General features: G+C 64.5%; 13 protein-coding genes. 9 read left to right on the forward strand and 4 right to left on the reverse strand.

Features of this window, described 5'->3' with window-relative positions:
• Positions 1 to 9: 9 nt before the first annotated feature.
• On the reverse strand, positions 10 to 1,089 hold the full coding sequence (gene mutY / locus ELS24_RS02925; protein ID WP_050450243.1) for an A/G-specific adenine glycosylase: 1,080 nt from the start codon (positions 1,087 to 1,089) through the stop codon (positions 10 to 12).
• A gap of 172 nt (positions 1,090 to 1,261) precedes the next feature.
• Here mutY and ELS24_RS02930 point away from each other — a divergent pair, with 172 nt between their 5' ends.
• Positions 1,262 to 4,873 (forward strand): indolepyruvate ferredoxin oxidoreductase family protein, encoded by a 3,612-nt coding sequence (locus tag ELS24_RS02930; RefSeq protein ID WP_127183360.1) that lies wholly within the window; start codon positions 1,262 to 1,264, stop codon positions 4,871 to 4,873.
• Positions 4,874 to 5,486: 613 nt separating this feature from the next.
• On the opposite strand, the gene glpK is transcribed toward ELS24_RS02930, so the two are convergent.
• Together glpK and ELS24_RS02940 are read right to left on the reverse strand one after the other, a co-directional pair.
• Positions 5,487 to 7,007, reverse strand: coding sequence for a glycerol kinase GlpK (glpK, locus tag ELS24_RS02935; RefSeq protein ID WP_127183361.1), 1,521 nt, complete (start codon positions 7,005 to 7,007; stop codon positions 5,487 to 5,489).
• A complete protein-coding gene (locus ELS24_RS02940; RefSeq protein WP_127183362.1) occupies positions 6,994 to 8,448 on the reverse strand; it encodes a DHA2 family efflux MFS transporter permease subunit in 1,455 nt (484 codons plus the stop codon). Before ELS24_RS02940 ends, glpK begins: the two co-directional genes overlap by 14 nt.
• A 101-nt stretch (positions 8,449 to 8,549) precedes the next feature.
• Between ELS24_RS02940 and ELS24_RS02945 the strand changes: the two genes are divergently transcribed.
• From ELS24_RS02945 to ELS24_RS31485, 4 genes are all read left to right on the forward strand, one after another.
• Positions 8,550 to 8,738 (forward strand): DUF3460 family protein, encoded by a 189-nt coding sequence (locus ELS24_RS02945; protein ID WP_050447026.1) that lies wholly within the window; start codon positions 8,550 to 8,552, stop codon positions 8,736 to 8,738.
• Between the two features lie 17 nt (positions 8,739 to 8,755).
• Positions 8,756 to 9,646, forward strand: a complete 891-nt coding sequence (locus ELS24_RS02950; RefSeq protein ID WP_050447028.1) for a segregation and condensation protein A — start codon at positions 8,756 to 8,758, stop codon at positions 9,644 to 9,646.
• Positions 9,647 to 9,682: 36 nt separating this feature from the next.
• Complete coding sequence (panC, locus tag ELS24_RS02955) at positions 9,683 to 10,537, forward strand: pantoate--beta-alanine ligase (protein WP_050447029.1); 855 nt, start codon at positions 9,683 to 9,685, stop codon at positions 10,535 to 10,537.
• Between the two features lie 126 nt (positions 10,538 to 10,663).
• Positions 10,664 to 11,104: a response regulator transcription factor gene (locus ELS24_RS31485; RefSeq protein WP_127183363.1), complete on the forward strand. Its 441-nt coding sequence runs from the start codon at positions 10,664 to 10,666 to the stop codon at positions 11,102 to 11,104.
• A gap of 134 nt (positions 11,105 to 11,238) precedes the next feature.
• On the opposite strand, the gene ELS24_RS02965 is transcribed toward ELS24_RS31485, so the two are convergent.
• Positions 11,239 to 11,994: a copper resistance protein NlpE N-terminal domain-containing protein gene (locus ELS24_RS02965; protein ID WP_050447030.1), complete on the reverse strand. Its 756-nt coding sequence runs from the start codon at positions 11,992 to 11,994 to the stop codon at positions 11,239 to 11,241.
• A gap of 193 nt (positions 11,995 to 12,187) precedes the next feature.
• Here ELS24_RS02965 and ELS24_RS02970 point away from each other — a divergent pair, with 193 nt between their 5' ends.
• The 4 genes from ELS24_RS02970 to ELS24_RS02985 all read left to right on the forward strand — a co-directional run bounded on the left by ELS24_RS02970 (position 12,188) and on the right by ELS24_RS02985 (position 16,175).
• The gene (locus ELS24_RS02970; RefSeq protein ID WP_417221133.1) at positions 12,188 to 13,057 is read left to right on the forward strand and encodes a prepilin peptidase; all 870 of its coding nucleotides are present in this window, start codon (positions 12,188 to 12,190) and stop codon (positions 13,055 to 13,057) included.
• Positions 13,058 to 13,088: 31 nt separating this feature from the next.
• On the forward strand, positions 13,089 to 13,706 hold the full coding sequence (coaE, locus tag ELS24_RS02975) for a dephospho-CoA kinase (protein ID WP_127183364.1): 618 nt from the start codon (positions 13,089 to 13,091) through the stop codon (positions 13,704 to 13,706).
• 69 nt (positions 13,707 to 13,775) lie between these two features.
• On the forward strand, positions 13,776 to 14,528 hold the full coding sequence (zapD, locus tag ELS24_RS02980) for a cell division protein ZapD (RefSeq protein ID WP_050447032.1): 753 nt from the start codon (positions 13,776 to 13,778) through the stop codon (positions 14,526 to 14,528).
• 372 nt (positions 14,529 to 14,900) lie between these two features.
• Positions 14,901 to 16,175 (forward strand): MdtA/MuxA family multidrug efflux RND transporter periplasmic adaptor subunit, encoded by a 1,275-nt coding sequence (locus tag ELS24_RS02985; protein ID WP_050447033.1) that lies wholly within the window; start codon positions 14,901 to 14,903, stop codon positions 16,173 to 16,175.
• Positions 16,176 to 16,184 lie beyond the last annotated feature (9 nt).

Below are 16,184 nucleotides of genomic sequence, written 5' to 3' on the forward strand. Positions count from 1 at the left end.
GATCACGCTTCAGGCCTTGGCCGTGGAGAACAAACTGTCTTGCATCCCCGCGTCGACCAGGCCCTGCAATAGCTTCTTGACCGGCGCGGGCAGCGCCATCGATGCCAGCTTGTCGGCTTGCACCCAGCGTTCGGGCAGCGGCGATTCGCGCAGACTGGCCGCGCGCACCGGCACCAGCCAGGGGCGGATGTGCAGGCGGTAGTGCGTGAACGTGTGCGCGAAGGCGGCCAGTTCGAAGCGTTGTTCGGGTTCCAGGCCCAGCGCGCGGGAAGCGGCGTCGGGGTCGCCCGACACATCGAATTCAGGCAGGCTCCAGAGCCCGCCCCAGATGCCCGGCTCGGGCCGCTGCTGCAACAGGAACGCGCCCTGGTATTGCAGCACCAACATGCCCGTCTCGCGTTCAGGGATCGTCTTGCGTACCTTGGGAGTGGGCAGTTCGGCCTGGCGCCCTTCACGACGGGCGACGCAGGTCTCTGCCATGGGACATCGTTCACAGGCGGGCTTGCCGCGCGTGCACAGCGTTGCGCCCAGGTCCATCAAGCCTTGCGTGTAGGCGGCCATGTCCAGGCCGGGCGCAGCCTCGACCTGCGCGTCGGCCAACGCCCACAGCCGGGTTTCGACCTCGCGCTTGGCGGGGTCGCCGGCGATGCCGAAGTGGCGGGTGAACACGCGCTTGACGTTGCCGTCCAGAATGGGTGAGCGCTCGCCGTAGGCGAAGGCGGCAATGGCGGCGGCGGTGGACCGGCCGATGCCGGGCAGTGTGGCGATGGCTTCGGCCGAAGGTGGAAAGCTGCCGTTCCAGTTTTCGGCGATCTGCACCGCGCAGCGATGCAGGTTGCGGGCGCGGGCGTAGTAGCCCAATCCGGCCCAATACGGCATCACCTCTTCCTGCGTGGCGGCGGCAAGCGCGGCCACGTTCGGAAAACGTTGCAGAAAGCGTTCGTAATACGGAATCACCGTGGCCACTTGCGTTTGCTGCAACATGATCTCGGATAGCCAGATCCGATACGGGTCACGTGTGTTTTGCCAGGGCAGATCGTGGCGGCCATGCTGGCGTTGCCAGGCAACGATTCGAGGGGCGAAGTCCATGGCGGCAATTATCGCATCGCCCTATTGCCCGGGTTTGGTCGACCGGTTACAACTATCGGCACAATAGCGCGAACGCGCCACGACTTCACTTTCACGGCCCTTGTTGGCCCGCGTGACCGTCAAGCGAGGCGGCTCGCGTAGCTGGAGGGGCATCCAGGATCTTGGAGTAGACATGAATGCCCCCCTGCCAGCCGCCTTGCGCGCGGCGCTTGAATCCGTCCAGCTGGACGACAAGTACACCTTGGAATCCGGGCGCGCCTGGATGAGCGGCATCCATGCCCTGGTCAGGCTGCCCATGATGCAGCGCGTGCGCGATGCGCAAGCGGGCTTGAACACGGCGGGCTTCGTGTCCGGCTACCGGGGGTCTCCGCTGGGTGGGGTGGACCAGAACATGTGGAAGGCGGCCAAGTACCTGAAGGCGCACCACGTTGAGTTCCAGCCTGGCATCAACGAAGACCTGGCGGCCACGGCGGTCTGGGGCTCGCAACAGGTCAACCTGTTTCCCGGCGCGAAATACGACGGCGTCTTTGGCATGTGGTACGGCAAGGGCCCCGGCGTGGACCGTTGCGGCGATGTCTTCAAGCACGCCAATGCAGCGGGTACGTCGCGCCATGGCGGTGTGCTGGTGGTGGCGGGCGACGACCATCCGGCAAAGTCATCCACCTTGCCGCACCAAAGCGACCACATCCTGAAGGCCTGCATGATTCCGGTGCTGTTTCCGTCCAGCGTCCAGGAAGTGCTGGATTACGGCCTGCACGGCTGGGCCATGAGCCGCTACGCGGGCGTGTGGGTGGGCATGAAGTGCATCACCGATATCGTCGAAGTGTCCGCGTCGGTGGACGTGGACCCGCAGCGCGTGCAGATCCTACTGCCCGAAGATTTCATCCTGCCGGCCGACGGGCTGAATATCCGCTTGGCGGATACGCCCTTGCAACAAGAGGCGCGGCTCTTGGACTACAAGCTGTACGCCGCGCTGGCCTACGCGCGCGCCAACAAGCTCAACCGCGAGCTCTGGCACGTGCCGCAGCGCGATGCGCGCTTTGGCATCATGACGTCGGGCAAGGCGTATCTGGACACGCGCCAGGCGCTGTCGGATCTGGGCTTGACGGAAGCGGTGTGCCAACGCATCGGTCTGCGCCTGTTCAAGGTGGGCATGGTGTGGCCGCTGGAATCCACCGGCACGCAGCAGTTTGCGGAAGGGCTGGACGAGATCCTGGTGGTTGAGGAAAAGCGCCAGGTGCTGGAATACCAACTGAAGGAAGAGCTGTTCAGCTGGATCGGCAGCGGCAAGAAGATTCCGCGCGTGGTCGGCAAGTTCGACGACAAGGACGGCGGCGAATGGTCCGTGCCGCAGGGCAACTGGCTGCTGCCTGCGCACTACGAGTTTTCGCCCGCGATGGTGGCGCGTGCCATTGCCGCGCGGCTGCTGCGCTTTGATCTGCCTGAAGACGTGCGCGCCGGTATCGATGCGCGCCTGGCATTCATCCGCGACCGCGAACAGGCGCTGGCGCGTCCGCGCGTGGTGGAAGAGCGCAAGCCATGGTTTTGTTCGGGCTGTCCGCACAACACCTCGACCCGCTTGCCGGAAGGCTCGCGTGGCATGGCGGGCATTGGCTGCCACTACATGGTCAGGTGGATGGACCGTAACACCGAGGTCTACACGCAGATGGGAGGAGAAGGGGTGCCCTGGGTGGGCCAGGCGCCGTTCACCGAAGAGAAGCACGTCTTCGCGAACCTGGGCGACGGCACGTATTTTCATTCGGGCCTGTTGGCGATCCGCGCGGCGGTGGCGGCCAAGGTGCCCATCACGTACAAGATTTTGTTCAACGACGCGGTGGCCATGACGGGCGGGCAGCCGGTGGACGGCCCCATCAACGTGCCGATGATCAGCCGGCAGGTGGCGGCCGAGGGCATCGACAAGATCGTGGTGGTGACGGACGACCCCGACAAATACAAGGACATCACTGACTTGGCGCCGGGCGTGCCGGTGATGCATCGCGACGAACTGGACGCGGTGATGCGCGACCTGCGCGAGCATCCGGGAGTATCGGTGCTGATCTACGACCAGACCTGCGCCACCGAAAAGCGCCGCCGCCGCAAACGCAATGCCTATCCTGACCCCGCCCGCCGCGTCGTCATCAACGAGCGCGTGTGCGAAGGCTGTGGCGATTGCTCGAAGGCGTCGCATTGCTTGTCGGTGGAGCCGCTGGAAACGGAGTTCGGCCGCAAGCGCAAGATCAACCAATCAAGCTGCAATAAGGACTTTTCCTGTTTGAAGGGCTTTTGCCCCAGCTTTGTGACGGTGGAAGGCGGCAAGCTGAAAAAGCCCAAGGCCTTGTCGCAAGAGGGCGTGGTGGACGAAGCCGTGCCGCCGCCCGGTGTGCCGTTGCTGGATCAACCGTATGGCGTCTTCATTGCCGGCGTGGGCGGCACGGGCGTGGTCACCATCGGGCAATTGCTGGGCATGGCCGCGCACCTGGAAGGCAGGGGCTGTTCGGTGCTGGATATGGCCGGCCTGGCGCAAAAGGGCGGCGCGGTGTATTCGCATGTGGTGCTGGCCGAATCGCCCGACCATCTGCTGAATACGCGGGTTGCCATGGGCGAGGCCGACTTGCTGCTGGCGGGCGACCTGGTGGTGGCAACCAGCGCGGATAGCATGGCGCGGGTAAGCCCCGGCCGCACACGGGTGCTGCTGAATAGCGATACGGCGCCCACCGCCGCTTTCGTGGCCAACCCCGATTGGACGCTGCCCGGCGCCAACCTGACGGCGGATCTGCAAGCTGCGTGCGGCACCGACAAGTTCTACGCCGTCGATGCCGCTGCAATGGCCGTGGCGCTGCTGGGCGATGCGATCTATTCCAATCCCTTGATGATGGGCTATGCCTATCAGAAGGGCTGGATCCCGCTATCGCAAGCGGCGCTGCTGCGCGCGATTGAATTGAACGGCCAGCAGGTCCCCAACAACCTTCGCGCCTTCGCGTGGGGGCGACGCGCCGCGCATGACCCGGCCGACGTGGCGCGGCTGATGGCCAATGGCGGCGTGCCATTGGCGCCGCCGGAAGACATCATCGAGATCAAGCGGCCGCGCACCGCCAGCCCGGTGGTCGAGCTGAAAAAGCCGTCGGGTGAACTGGCGCAAGTGGTGGCGCAGCGCAAGGCCTTCCTGACCGAATACCAGAACGCGGCCTACGCCAAGCAGTACACGGATCTGGTGGACAAGGTGGCCCGCGCCGAACAGGAAGCTACGGGTACGCAGCGCCTGGCGCTGGCGGTGGCGCGGTATTACTTCAAGCTGATGGCATACAAGGACGAGTACGAAGTGGCGCGCTTGTATTCGGATGGCGAGTTCGTACGGAAAGTCAGCGAGCAGTTTGAGGGGGACTGGAAGCTGCATTTCCATCTGGCGCCACCGCTGTTCTCGCGGCGCGATAAGAAGGGGCATCTGATCAAGCGCAGCTATGGGCCGGGGATGCTGAAGGTTTTTGGGGTGCTGGCGAAACTGCGGCGCTTGCGTGGGACCAGGCTGGATGTGTTCGGGTATACGGCGGAACGGCGCGCGGAGCGGGAGTTGATTCGGGAGTACCGCGAGACGTTGACGGCGATCTTGGCGAAATTGAATCGCGGGAATCTGGATAAGGCTGTCGCGCTAGCTAGTGTGCCGGAAGAGATACGTGGGTATGGGCACGTGAAGGAAGAAGCGTTGGAGCGGGCGGAGCAGGTCAGGGAGGAGTTGTTGAAGGAGTTTAGTGCGCGCGTGGTGGCGATTGGAGTGCGGGCGGCTTGATGCTTTTTTTGCGGCGATGGGGTTCTTGCGTGGGGCCTTACGCGCTGCACCCATCCTACGGTGGGGGGGCTTGATGGGTTTCGCGCGGTTGGCGATGGGGTTCTTGCGTCGGGCTTTGCGCGCAGCACCCATCCTACGGTGGGGGTTGCTTGATGGGTTTCGCGCGGCTGGCTATGGGGTTCTTGCGTGGGGCGTTGCGCGCTGCACCCATCCTACGGTGGGGGTTGCGTGATGGGTTTCGCGCGGTTGGCTATGGGGTTCTTGCGTGGGGCTTTGCGCGCTGCACCCATCCTACGGTGGGGGGTGCTTGATGGGTTTCGCGCGGTTGGCGATGGGGTTCTTGCATCGGGCTTTGCGCGCTGCACCCATCCTACGGTGGGGGGGCTTAATGGGTTTCGCGCGGCTGGCGATGGGGTTCTTGCATCGGGCTTTGCGCGCTGCACCCATCCTACGGTGGGGGTTGCTTGATGGGTTTCGCGCGGCTGGCTATGGGGTTCTTGCGTGGGGCCTTGCGCGCTGCACCCATCCTACGGATGCGGGGCCGTGCCTTGTAGGATGGGTGAAGTGCGAGGGGGGCGGCCCGCGGACGCCGGCCTGTATCGCACGTAACCCATCACTTCCCCGAGCTCCACCCCTTCGATAATTCCACCGCCTGCCGCCACCGTTTCATCCGGGCTTCGCGCACGGCTTGTGGCCAGGCGGGTTCGAAGGTGCGTTCGGCTTGCCATTTGGAGGCGAATTCTTCCTGGCTGCCCCAGAAGCCTACTGCCAGCCCGGCCAAGCCCGCGGCGCCCAAGGCTGTCGATTCTGGTACTCGCGGGCGCACTACCGGAACACCCAGTAGGTCTGCCTGCATCTGCATCAACAGGTCGTTGCGGGCGGCGCCGCCGTCTACTCGCAGTTCGGTCAGCGCGATGCCGCTGTCGCCATTCATGCAGGTCAGCAACTCCGCGCTTTGCAAGGCGATGGATTCGAGCGTGGCTCGTGCAATGTGTGCGCGGGTGGTGCCGCGGGTCAGGCCCACCAGCGTGCCGCGCGCATAAGGGTCCCAGTGCGGTGCGCCCAGGCCCGCGAAGGCCGGCACCATGAAGACGTCGTCGGTATCCGATACGCTGGCAGCCAGGGACTCAATGTCTTCCGAACGCTGGATGATGCCCAGCCCATCACGCAGCCATTGCACCGCCGCGCCCGCCACGAACACGCCGCCTTCCAGCATGTAGGTGGGCTTCCAGCCGTCTACGCCGGCTTGCGGCAGGCCCCAGCCTACCGTCGACAGCAGGTGGTTCTTCGACTGCACTGGCTTGTCGCCCACGTTCATCAGCATGAAGCAGCCGGTGCCGTAGGTGTTCTTCGCCATGCCAGGGGTGAAGCAGGCCTGGCCGAAGGTGGCGGCTTGCTGGTCGCCGGCCACGCCCGCGATCGGGATCGAGCCGCCCAGCCATTCCGGCAGGGCTTCACCCACGACCGCGCTGCTGGGCGCAATGCTCGGCAGCACACTGCGCGGGATGTTCAACAACGCCAGGATCTCGTCATTCCAATCCTGCGTATGCAGATCGAACAACATCGTGCGCGACGCGTTGCTGCAATCGGTGCTGTGCACTGCGCCGCCGGTCAACTGCCAGATCAGCCAGGTGTCCACCGTGCCGAAAGCCAGCTCGCCGCGATCGGCCATCTTGCGCGCGCCCGGTACGTGGTCCAGCAGCCATGCCAGCTTGGTGCCCGAGAAATAGGCGTCCAACACCAGGCCCGTGCGCGATTGCAGGAAGTCGGCGTGCCCGTCGTTGCGCAGTTGGTCGCACATGGGTGCGGTGCGGCGGTCTTGCCAGACGATGGCGCGGGCCAGCGGGCGGCCGGTGGCGCGTTCCCAGATCAGCGTGGTTTCGCGTTGGTTGGTGATGCCGATGGCGGCGACATCAGCCGCCGTGGCGCCGGCGTTGCGCAGCGCTTCGCGCGCCACGTCCAGTTGGCTGTGCCAGATCTCGCCGGCATCGTGTTCCACCCAGCCTGGCCGTGGATAGTGTTGGCGAAATTCACGCTGGCCGACGCCGCGCACCACGCCCGCGCGGTCGAACACAATCGCCCGCGAGCTGGTCGTGCCCTGGTCCAGGGCTAGAACAAATTCATTCGTCGTCACTTTGTTTGCCGCCGTTCAGGTGTGCCCCGGCCTGCGGCTCAAGGCGTCTAAAGGAAAGGACCGAGGCCATGCACATCAGCCCGATGACGAGAAAGCCCGCGATGACGTCGCGGACCGCAAGCGTCTCGGCGCCGCGCAGGGTCATGCTGATGTTCAGCGTTACCGCGGCCACCCCGACGCCCAACGTGATCCCCAGTTGTTGCGCCATGGCGGCGAAACTGCTGGCGTGGCTCATTCTGGACGGGGGTATGTCGGCATAGGTTAGCGTATTTACCCCGGTGAATTGCAGCGAACGGAAGAAGCCGCCGACCAGCAGAATGGCGATCATCAACCACACCGGCGTGGCGGGCGTGAAGGTGGCGCACACCATGATGAACATACCGGTAAGCAGTGCGTTCACGGTCAGCACGCGGCGGAAGCCGAAGTGCCGGACGATGGGCGTGGCTACGAATTTCATCAACAGCGCGCCAGCGGCACTGGCAAAGGTGATCATGCCGGCCGCGAACGGCGTCAGGCCAAAGCCCACCTGCAACAGCATGGCCAGCAAAAACGGGGTGGCGCCCACGGAGAAGCGGCACAGATTGCCGCCCAGCGTGGAAATGGCGAAGGTGGGAATGCGCATCAACGACAGGTCGATGATGGGGTGTTCAATGCGCCTGGCGTGCCAGGCGTAAAGGAACCCGCACGCCGCGCCCACCGCGATCAACCCCAGCAACAGGGGCAAGGGCATCACATCGCGGCCGATGGCCTCAAAGCCGCTGACCAGCGACGCCAGGCAGACCGCGCTAAGCAGAAACCCCAGCCAGTCCAGCCGCGGTGCCGATTCTTCCTTGATTTCCGCCACATAGCGCAGCACCAGCGCAATACCCAGCACACCAATAGGGATATTGATCAGGAAAATCCAGTGCCACGACATGTACGTGACCATGAAGCCGCCCAGCGGTGGTCCGATCACCGGGCCCAGCAGCGCCGGGATGGACAAAAACGACATGGCCTTCAGCAAATCCTGCTTGGGCACCGTGCGCAGCAGGATGATGCGCCCCACCGGCACCATCATTGCGCCCGCCATTCCCTGGACGATCCGTGCCATGACCAACTGAGGCAGGTCCTGCGAAATGGCGCAGGCGACCGAACTGAGCGTAAATAGCCCGATGGCTGCCAGGAACACCCGGCGGGCGCCGTAGCGGTCAGCCGCCCAGCCACTGATCGGCACGAACACGGCCACCGCCAGCAGGTAGGACGTAATCGCCACGTTCAGCCGCACCGGCGTGGACCCCAGCGCCCGCGCCATGGCGGGCAGGGCGGTGGCCACGACGGTGGCGTCCAGCATCTGCATGAACAGCGCACAGCCCACGATGAAGGGAATCATGCGTGCCGCGCGCAGCGCGTCCGGGTTTGAGGGCGGAGCGGGATTGGCTGCGGCTGCGGATTCGGCTGACATGGGGGGAGGGGGGGCGTTGGATGCCTGACGATTGTAACGCCGGGGATTTTGCCCGGCGTGAAGTAAACTCGTCGGATCTGCAACCTACTGAAATTGGCGTCATGGCGACCAACTACGAATCCGAGATCACCCTTTTCCTGAAAGACTTCAAGCAGTCGCACCCTGGCACCGAAGAACGCCAGCGTGAAGGCCGCGCCCGTCTTTGGGACAAACCGCAAGATTCGGAACTGCTTGAAGGCTTCCGCGCGGCCCGCGTGCCGCAAAAACCGTACGTGTATTCGGCAGACTGATCCCCGTTGCGGCAGACATGTCCCGTAACCCTTCAGTCCCTGGCGAGGCGCTGGACAAGCTAGTGGCGCCGCCCGTGGACAGCACGCCAGACACCGTCGACAGCGTGGCGTTTGCGCGCCTGTACGGCGAGCCGCTGTTCCAGATGCCGACGGATCTGTACATTCCGCCGGATGCGCTGGAAGTGTTTCTTGAGGCGTTCGAAGGGCCGCTGGACCTGTTGCTGTACCTGATCCGCAAGCAGAACTTCAATGTTCTGGACATCCCGATGGCGGATGTCACGCGGCAGTACCTGTCTTATGTGGACCAGATCCGCATCACCAATCTGGAGCTGGCCGCCGAGTATCTGCTGATGGCGGCCATGCTGATTGAAATCAAGTCGCGCATGCTGCTGCCGGTAAAGAAGACCGACACCGGCGAAGAGCCCGAGGACCCGCGCGCCGAACTCGTGCGCCGCCTGCTTGAATACGAGCAGATGAAGCTGGCCGCGCAAAAGCTCGACAAGCTGCCCCAATTGGGCCGCGACTTCGTCAGCAGCCAGGCCGTGGCCGACCTCAGCGTTGAACGCATGATGCCCGAGGTCAGCGTGGACGACCTGCGCCAGGCCTGGGCCGACATCATGAAACGGGCCAAACTGAACCAGCACCATCACATCACGCGCGAACAGTTGTCGGTGCGCGACCACATGACGCATATCCTGCGGCGCCTGAACGACGTGCGCTTCATGGAATTCGGCGACCTCTTCATGGAGCGCGTCCGCGAAGGCGCGCCCGCGGCTGTGGTCGTCGTGCATTTCATCGCCATGCTGGAACTGGCCCGCGAATCCTTGCTAGAGATTACGCAGGCCGAGCCCTACGCGCCCATCTATGTCCGCCTGGCCTATACCAGCGTGGCGGCGGTCGCGGCCTGATCCTGACCGGGCTGCCCCTAACCCCGGAGAGTCCTCTTGAAAGTCGTACACACCATCCAGGAATTGCGCGATCACCTGCGCGGACAAAACCGCGTGTCTTTCGTGCCCACGATGGGCAATCTGCACGAAGGCCACCTGTCGTTGATGAAGTTGGCGCGTCAGCACGGGGACCCCGTGGTGGCCAGTATTTTCGTGAACCGCCTGCAATTCGGGCCCAACGAAGACTTTGACCAATATCCCCGCACCCTGGCCGCCGACATCGAAAAACTGGAGCAGGCGCGCGACGTTTACGTGCTGTTCGCGCCCAATGAGCGCGAGATGTACCCCGAACCGCAGAACTTCCGTGTGCAGCCGCCGAATGATCTGGGCGATATCCTGGAAGGCGAGTTCCGCCCCGGTTTTTTCGAAGGTGTCAGCACGGTGGTGCTGAAGCTGTTTTCCTGCGTGCAGCCGCGCGTGGCGGTGTTCGGCAAGAAGGACTATCAACAGCTGATGGTGGTGCGCAATATGTGCCGCCAGTTTCAACTGCCGGTGGAAGTGCTGGCGCATGAAACGGTGCGGGCCGATGACGGCCTGGCGCTGTCGTCGCGCAACCGCTATCTGACCGAGGGCGAGCGCGCCGAGGCGCCCGCGCTGTACGCCGCGCTGCAGAACATCGGCCAGCGTCTGGCCGAAGGGGCGCGCGATGCGCAGGCCCTGGAGCGCGACGCCGCCAACCACCTGAGCCAGCGCGGCTGGAAGGTGGATTACATCGCCTTGCGCCGTCAGCGTGACCTGAACCGCCCTGACGCCGCCGACCTGCAGGCAGGCGAACCCCTGGTGGTGCTGGCAGCCGCCAAGCTGGGCGCCACCCGTCTGATCGACAACCTGGAACTGGCTTACAAGGCCTGATCCTGCGTGCGGGGCGGGGCCTGTATTCATGCGGCGCCCTGACCCCTGACAGAATTGCCAGCTATCGCCGTTTTGGGCGGCCGGGCAGACTTCTTGTAATCCTACATTGCAAAAACGAGTCGCCCCATGCGTGTTTCCCGTCCCGATCTTGAAACGGCGCTTTCTGCGTTGACTCCCCGCGAACGGCAAATCGTTGACTATGTGGCGGCCGGCCGCCCGAATAAAGTCATTGCCATCGACCTGGGCATTTCGCTGCGCACGGCAGAGGCCCATCGCGCCCGCATCTTCATCAAGCTTGATGTGCGCAACGCCATGCAACTGGCTTGCCGCCTATGCGCGCACGGGCGTTCCGGCGCGTCTCCCATTCTTGAAGCCGCACAGGACGATTTGCCCGCGGGGTTGATGGTGCCCACCGCACATGCGCCAGCGTCTGGCCACGTGTTGCATGAACCTGCGCAGGAATACGGCGGCAGCCCGCCCGGTGCTGGCCGGTCTGGCTTCGAACCGGAGCCCAAGGCTGAGCCTGCGCCCGGGCTTGACCCTGACTCCGCCGGAGTCGAGCCATGACGCCTTCGTGCAGCGCCAGGTTGCGCCGCAAAAGAATCGGGCCCGGCGAACGCGGTGTTCGTCAGGCCCGATGGGTGTGGCGTCGTGGGACAGGGCCGATTCAGCCGGCCCGTCGTTGCACTGCCTTCATGGCATCAGGGGCACTTGGGCGCCGTGGCCTTGGCCAGCTCGTCAATCGGGTCCAGGTCCGGTTGGCGGGTCAGGTTGTAGTTCAGGTTGGGCGTTTTGCCGCCAATGGAACGCACGCGCAGCACATTGTTGGCGGCTACCAGGAATTCAACCCGCACATTGCCGTTGGCATCCATCAGGATGACGCGCGGCGGGCGTTCGTCGGTGGCGTCCCAGCAGCCTTGTTCGGTAACGGCAGGGCCCTTCTTGGGGTCGTCGTCCAGGTAGGCCGTGCGGCCGCGCCAACGGCCGTTAGGGGCCAACGTCAGCGTGACGCGCTGCGCCGTGCATTGCATGGCGGGCGAAAAACACGGCAGGGTGCCCATATAGGTTTGCGGCTGCGGCACCAAGCTTTGCGACGCGGCATTGGGGGCGGGGGCCGGGGCGGACGCGCCGCCGGTATCGGTGGCGCCTTCCGGCACGGGCTGGCCGTCTTCCGTGGTGGGCGCATCGGCCGAGGCTTGCGGGGCCTGGTTCTGCGGTTTGCGGGCATCGGGCTTGAGCGCGATTTGCACCTGCGACGGCGCGCGGATGACGCTGCGGTAGCCAGCACCCGAACCCTGGTATTGGGCATCGGTTACCGTGCTTTCCACCGGTGGGTCGTAATAGCCTTCGGTTTTCTGTTGGGCGCAGCCTGCCGCCCCAAGGGCGGTTCCGGCTAGCAGCAGCCCCATGACGCTGAGTTTGCGGGATCGGGAAACGATGTCGACGCGGGCGGTCATGGCAGCTTATCCGTGAATTGAGTCTGTCTCCGATTTTACGCACTTATGCGAAGATTCGATACGTTCCCTTAGCCACTCTTGGGTGTAGCCCGCACTTTATGCACAATAAACGACACGGCCGGCGCCTTGCTTTTTGCCATCCGGCCGCAAGGCTTGGCGCGGAATGGAGCGCGCGCGTTCGTCGGGCGAGAACATGAGCATGACGTCGAGCATGGTGTGGCAGGCCTTTGATATTCCCTTGGGCGCGTTTATCGGCGCGGCCGCCTTGGCCGGGCTGTTCATCGGCGGCTGGCTGACCGTGCTGACGTACCGGCTGCCCCGCATGATGGAACGCGAATGGCAGGCGCAATGTCTGGATGCGGTGGGCCGCGCGCGGCCCGATAGTCCTGATGGCCTGTTCCGCCCCGCGTCGCAATGCCCTGCCTGCCAAGCTCCGGTACGCGGATGGCGTCGGCTGCCCGTGCTGGGCTGGCTGCTGCTGCGTGGGCGCTGCGCCGCTTGCCACGCGGTGATCGCTTGGCGCTATCCCGCGATTGAATTGCTGACCTGCGCCTTGTTCGCCGCCTGTGCGTGGCGCTACGGCGCAACGCCCGTGGCCTTGTTCGCCATGGGCTTGTCGGCCATGCTGATCGCCCTGGCCTGGATTGATTTTGAAACCACGCTGCTGCCGGATGTGCTGACGCAGCCGTTGGTATGGGCGGGCCTGCTGGTCAATCTGTTCGGCACGTTCTCCACGCTGCCCCTGGCGGTGATCGGGGCCGTGGCCGGCTATGTGTTCCTGTGGCTGATCTTCCATCTGTTTCGTTTGCTGACCGGGCGCGAAGGCATGGGATACGGCGACTTCAAACTGCTGGCGGCCTTGGGCGCGTGGTTTGGCGCGGAGTCACTGCCGATGTTGTTGTTGGCGGCATCGGTGGTGGGCGTGGTGATCGGCGGCGCGCTGACGCTCAGCGGACGCGCCAGCCGCGGGCAGCCACTGCCCTTTGGGCCTTACCTGGCCCTGGCGGGCATCGTGATGCTGCTGCTGGGTGGCGACGAAGGCTTGTGGCGCTTAATGCACTAGGGCGTAAGCCCGGCAAGAAAGGATAAGCATCATGTTCAAGATTGGGCTGACGGGCGGTATCGGTTCGGGCAAGTCCCGCGTGGCTGACATGCTGGCGGAATGGGGCGCGACCCTGGTCGACACGGATGAGATCGCGCGTGCGCTGACGGCGGCCGGTGGGGCCGCCATGCCCGCCATCGAAGCCGAATTCGGTACGCAGGCGCTGACGTCCGATGGTGCGCTCAATCGAGAATGGATGCGTGAGCGTGCCTTCTCGGACCCGGACACGCGGCTGCGGCTGGAAGCGGTGCTGCATCCCATCATCACCGAAGAAACGCGGCGCCAGGCCGCGGCTGCCGCCGGATCGTATCTGGTCTTCGTGGTGCCGCTTTTGGTGGAGTCACTGGCGCGATGGCGCGGGCGTGTGGATCGCATCTGTGTGGTGGACTGCGACCCTGACACGCAGGTGGCCCGCGTGCAGGCGCGCAGCGGGCTGACGGAGCCAGCCATCAGGCGTATTATGGCGGCACAGGCTGCGCGAGAAACTCGCCTGGACATCGCGGACGACGTCATCACCAACGACGGCGCCACCTCACCAGAGCAGTTGCGCGCGCAAGCCAGGATTTTGCATGACCGCTGGCTTGCGCTGGCGGCGACAATGGGCCGGTAAGCGCCAGCTTGGCCGGCACTCTGAACCTTTCGGCCGCCTGGCCGACCACTGACGGGCCTGAAAAAAAGCGTGATTGTTTACGAATATCCCTTCAACGAGCGCATCCGCGCTTACCTGCGATTGGAATACCTGTTGGACAGGTTGTTTTTCTTTTCGCGGGCAGGGGACTCTCGCCAACATCAGGTGGCCGTCACGTCTCTGTTTGATCTGCTCGACGCCTGCGAACGCACCGACGTGAAAGGCGCCGTGCTGCAAGACCTTGAGCGCCAACGTACGGCGCTGATGGGTTTGCGCGATCATCCCGGCGTGGCGCAGGATGCGTTGGAAGGCATGCTGCGCGAGCTGGAAAAAGTCAGCAGCGCCTTGGCCGCTCCTGGCAAAACCGGGCAATCCCTGCGCGAAAACGAATGGTTGACCAGCCTGCGTGGACGCCTGTCCGTGCCGGGCAGCGCGACGCAAGTGGACATGCCTTCTTACTTTGCCTGGCAGAACAAGTCCGAAGCCGCCCGCTGCGCGGACCTGCAGGCCTGGGTGTCTCCCTTTTTGGCGTTGCATGACGGGCTGACGCTGGCCTTGCGATTGCTGCGCGAATCCGGCCGCAAGACCGATATCGTGGCCGAGCAGGGCGCTTATCAGCAGATGCTGGGTGGCAAGCAATTCCAGTTGCTGCGTGTCTGGGTGGACGAGGATCAAGGCCTGTTTCCCGAGATTAGCGCCAATAAGTACATGATCTGGATACGCTTTTCCACCCAGGACGGCGAATTCAAACCCCAGCAGGTCGCCCGCGACGTGGCTTTTCAAATGACCCTCTGCAGCTCGTAGGATGGGTGCAGCGCGGGAACTCAGCGGCAAGAACCCCACCGTGCATCGCGCGAAACCCATCAAGCAACGCTGAACCCCAAGCAGGGCTAGCCACAGCGCGGCCGCCGCGTGATGGGTTTCGCGCGATACGCAATCATGTTCTAGCAGATAGCCTCCCGCGCGCCACCCATCCTACGATCAACATCGCGCCATCCGTCAGGTAGGCCGCGTGCAGCGCCAGTCCAAAGCCAAGAACCCGGCCCCCTCCGCCTCCCCCCCACCCTTCAAACCCGATTCTTGTTGCGGCCAGTTTCAACTGGATCGCTCCGTGCGCGAAACCGGGACTGACTAGTAGACAATACGGCTTTCCGCATTAGTGCCCGGAACCGTTCCATGTCCGAAAGTCGTCCTGTTTCCCAAGCTTCCCGCTGGAGCCGCCGCCGCGTTGTCGGGCTGGCGGTGTTGTTGCTAGTGGCGGCGGGCGTTGCCTGGTTTGCGCTGCGCCCCGCTGCCAAGCAGGCCGGGCCGGGTGGGGCGCGGGGGCCGGGCGGGGGCCGCCCGCCGATGGTCGCCATGGCCAACATGCCCGTGCCGGTGCGCATTGCCACCGCCACCACGCAGGACATCGACATCTACCTGAAGTCGCTTGGCACCGTCACCGCTTACAACACTGTCACCGTGCGCAGCCGTGTCAGTGGTGAACTGGTGGACGTGGCGTTCCAGGAAGGCCAACGCGTGAAGGCGGGCGACCTGCTGGCGCAGGTGGATCCGCGAGCGTTCCAGGTCGCGCTGGATCAGGCGCGTGGCACGCAGATGCAGAACCTGGCCCAGCTTGAAAACGCGCGCCGCGACCTGCAACGCTATCAGACCCTGTTCAAGCAAAACTCCATTGCCAAGCAGCAGGTGGATACGCAGGCGGCGCTGGTGCGCCAGTACGAAGGCACCGTCAAAAGCGACCAGGCCAACGTGGACAACGCCAAGCTGCAACTGGACTATGCCCGCATCACCGCGCCCATCAGCGGCCGGCTGGGCCTGCGCCAGGTTGACCGGGGCAACCTCGTGTCCAGCTCAGACACCAACGGGCTGGTGGTGATTACGCAAACGCAGCCGATCTCCGTCGTCTTCACGCTGCCCGAAACCCAGCTACCTGAAGTGCGCGCTGAACTCGCCGCCGGCCGCACCCTGCCGGTTGACGCCTATGACCGCGCCGACACCCGCCGCATCGCCACCGGCGTGCTGGAAACCCTGGACAACCAGATCGACGTCACCACTGGCACCTTGAAGCTGAAAGCCAAGTTCGACAACGCCGACGACGCGCTCTTTCCCAACCAGTTCGTCAATGTGCGCCTGCACGTACTGACGCGCAAGGACGTCACCGCCATTCCCACCGCCGCCGTGCAGCAAGGCTCGGCCGGCGCCTTTGTCTTCCTGGTGCAGCAAGACAACACCATTGTCGTGCGCCCGGTGAAACTGGGCGCCATCAACAACGGCATGGTGGCCGTGAACGAAGGGCTGAAGCCGGGCGACCGCGTCGTAACCGAAGGCACCGACCGCCTGCGCGCCGGCGCCAAGGTTGAAATCGTGGGCGGCGCCGAAGTCATTCCCGCCACCCGCGACAAGACGCTGGGCGCGGGCGCGCCGGCCGGCACCACGCCGCCGTCGAAATAAGCCGAGCCC

The organism is Achromobacter spanius (assembly GCF_003994415.1).
Lineage (GTDB): Bacteria > Pseudomonadota > Gammaproteobacteria > Burkholderiales > Burkholderiaceae_B > Achromobacter > Achromobacter spanius_C.

Bases quoted from the DNA above. Each gene is read 5' to 3' on its own strand.
- mutY (WP_050450243.1), bottom strand. From the start codon at position 1,089: ATGGACTTCGCCCCTCGAATCGTTGCCTGGCAACGCCAGCATGGCCGC.
- ELS24_RS02930 (WP_127183360.1), top strand. From the start codon at position 1,262: ATGAATGCCCCCCTGCCAGCCGCCTTGCGCGCGGCGCTTGAATCCGTC.
- ELS24_RS02940 (WP_127183362.1), bottom strand. From the start codon at position 8,448: ATGTCAGCCGAATCCGCAGCCGCAGCCAATCCCGCTCCGCCCTCAAAC.
- ELS24_RS02945 (WP_050447026.1), top strand. From the start codon at position 8,550: ATGGCGACCAACTACGAATCCGAGATCACCCTTTTCCTGAAAGACTTC.
- ELS24_RS02950 (WP_050447028.1), top strand. From the start codon at position 8,756: ATGTCCCGTAACCCTTCAGTCCCTGGCGAGGCGCTGGACAAGCTAGTG.
- ELS24_RS31485 (WP_127183363.1), top strand. From the start codon at position 10,664: ATGCGTGTTTCCCGTCCCGATCTTGAAACGGCGCTTTCTGCGTTGACT.
- ELS24_RS02965 (WP_050447030.1), bottom strand. From the start codon at position 11,994: ATGACCGCCCGCGTCGACATCGTTTCCCGATCCCGCAAACTCAGCGTC.
- ELS24_RS02970 (WP_417221133.1), top strand. From the start codon at position 12,188: ATGAGCATGACGTCGAGCATGGTGTGGCAGGCCTTTGATATTCCCTTG.
- coaE (WP_127183364.1), top strand. From the start codon at position 13,089: ATGTTCAAGATTGGGCTGACGGGCGGTATCGGTTCGGGCAAGTCCCGC.
- ELS24_RS02985 (WP_050447033.1), top strand. From the start codon at position 14,901: ATGTCCGAAAGTCGTCCTGTTTCCCAAGCTTCCCGCTGGAGCCGCCGC.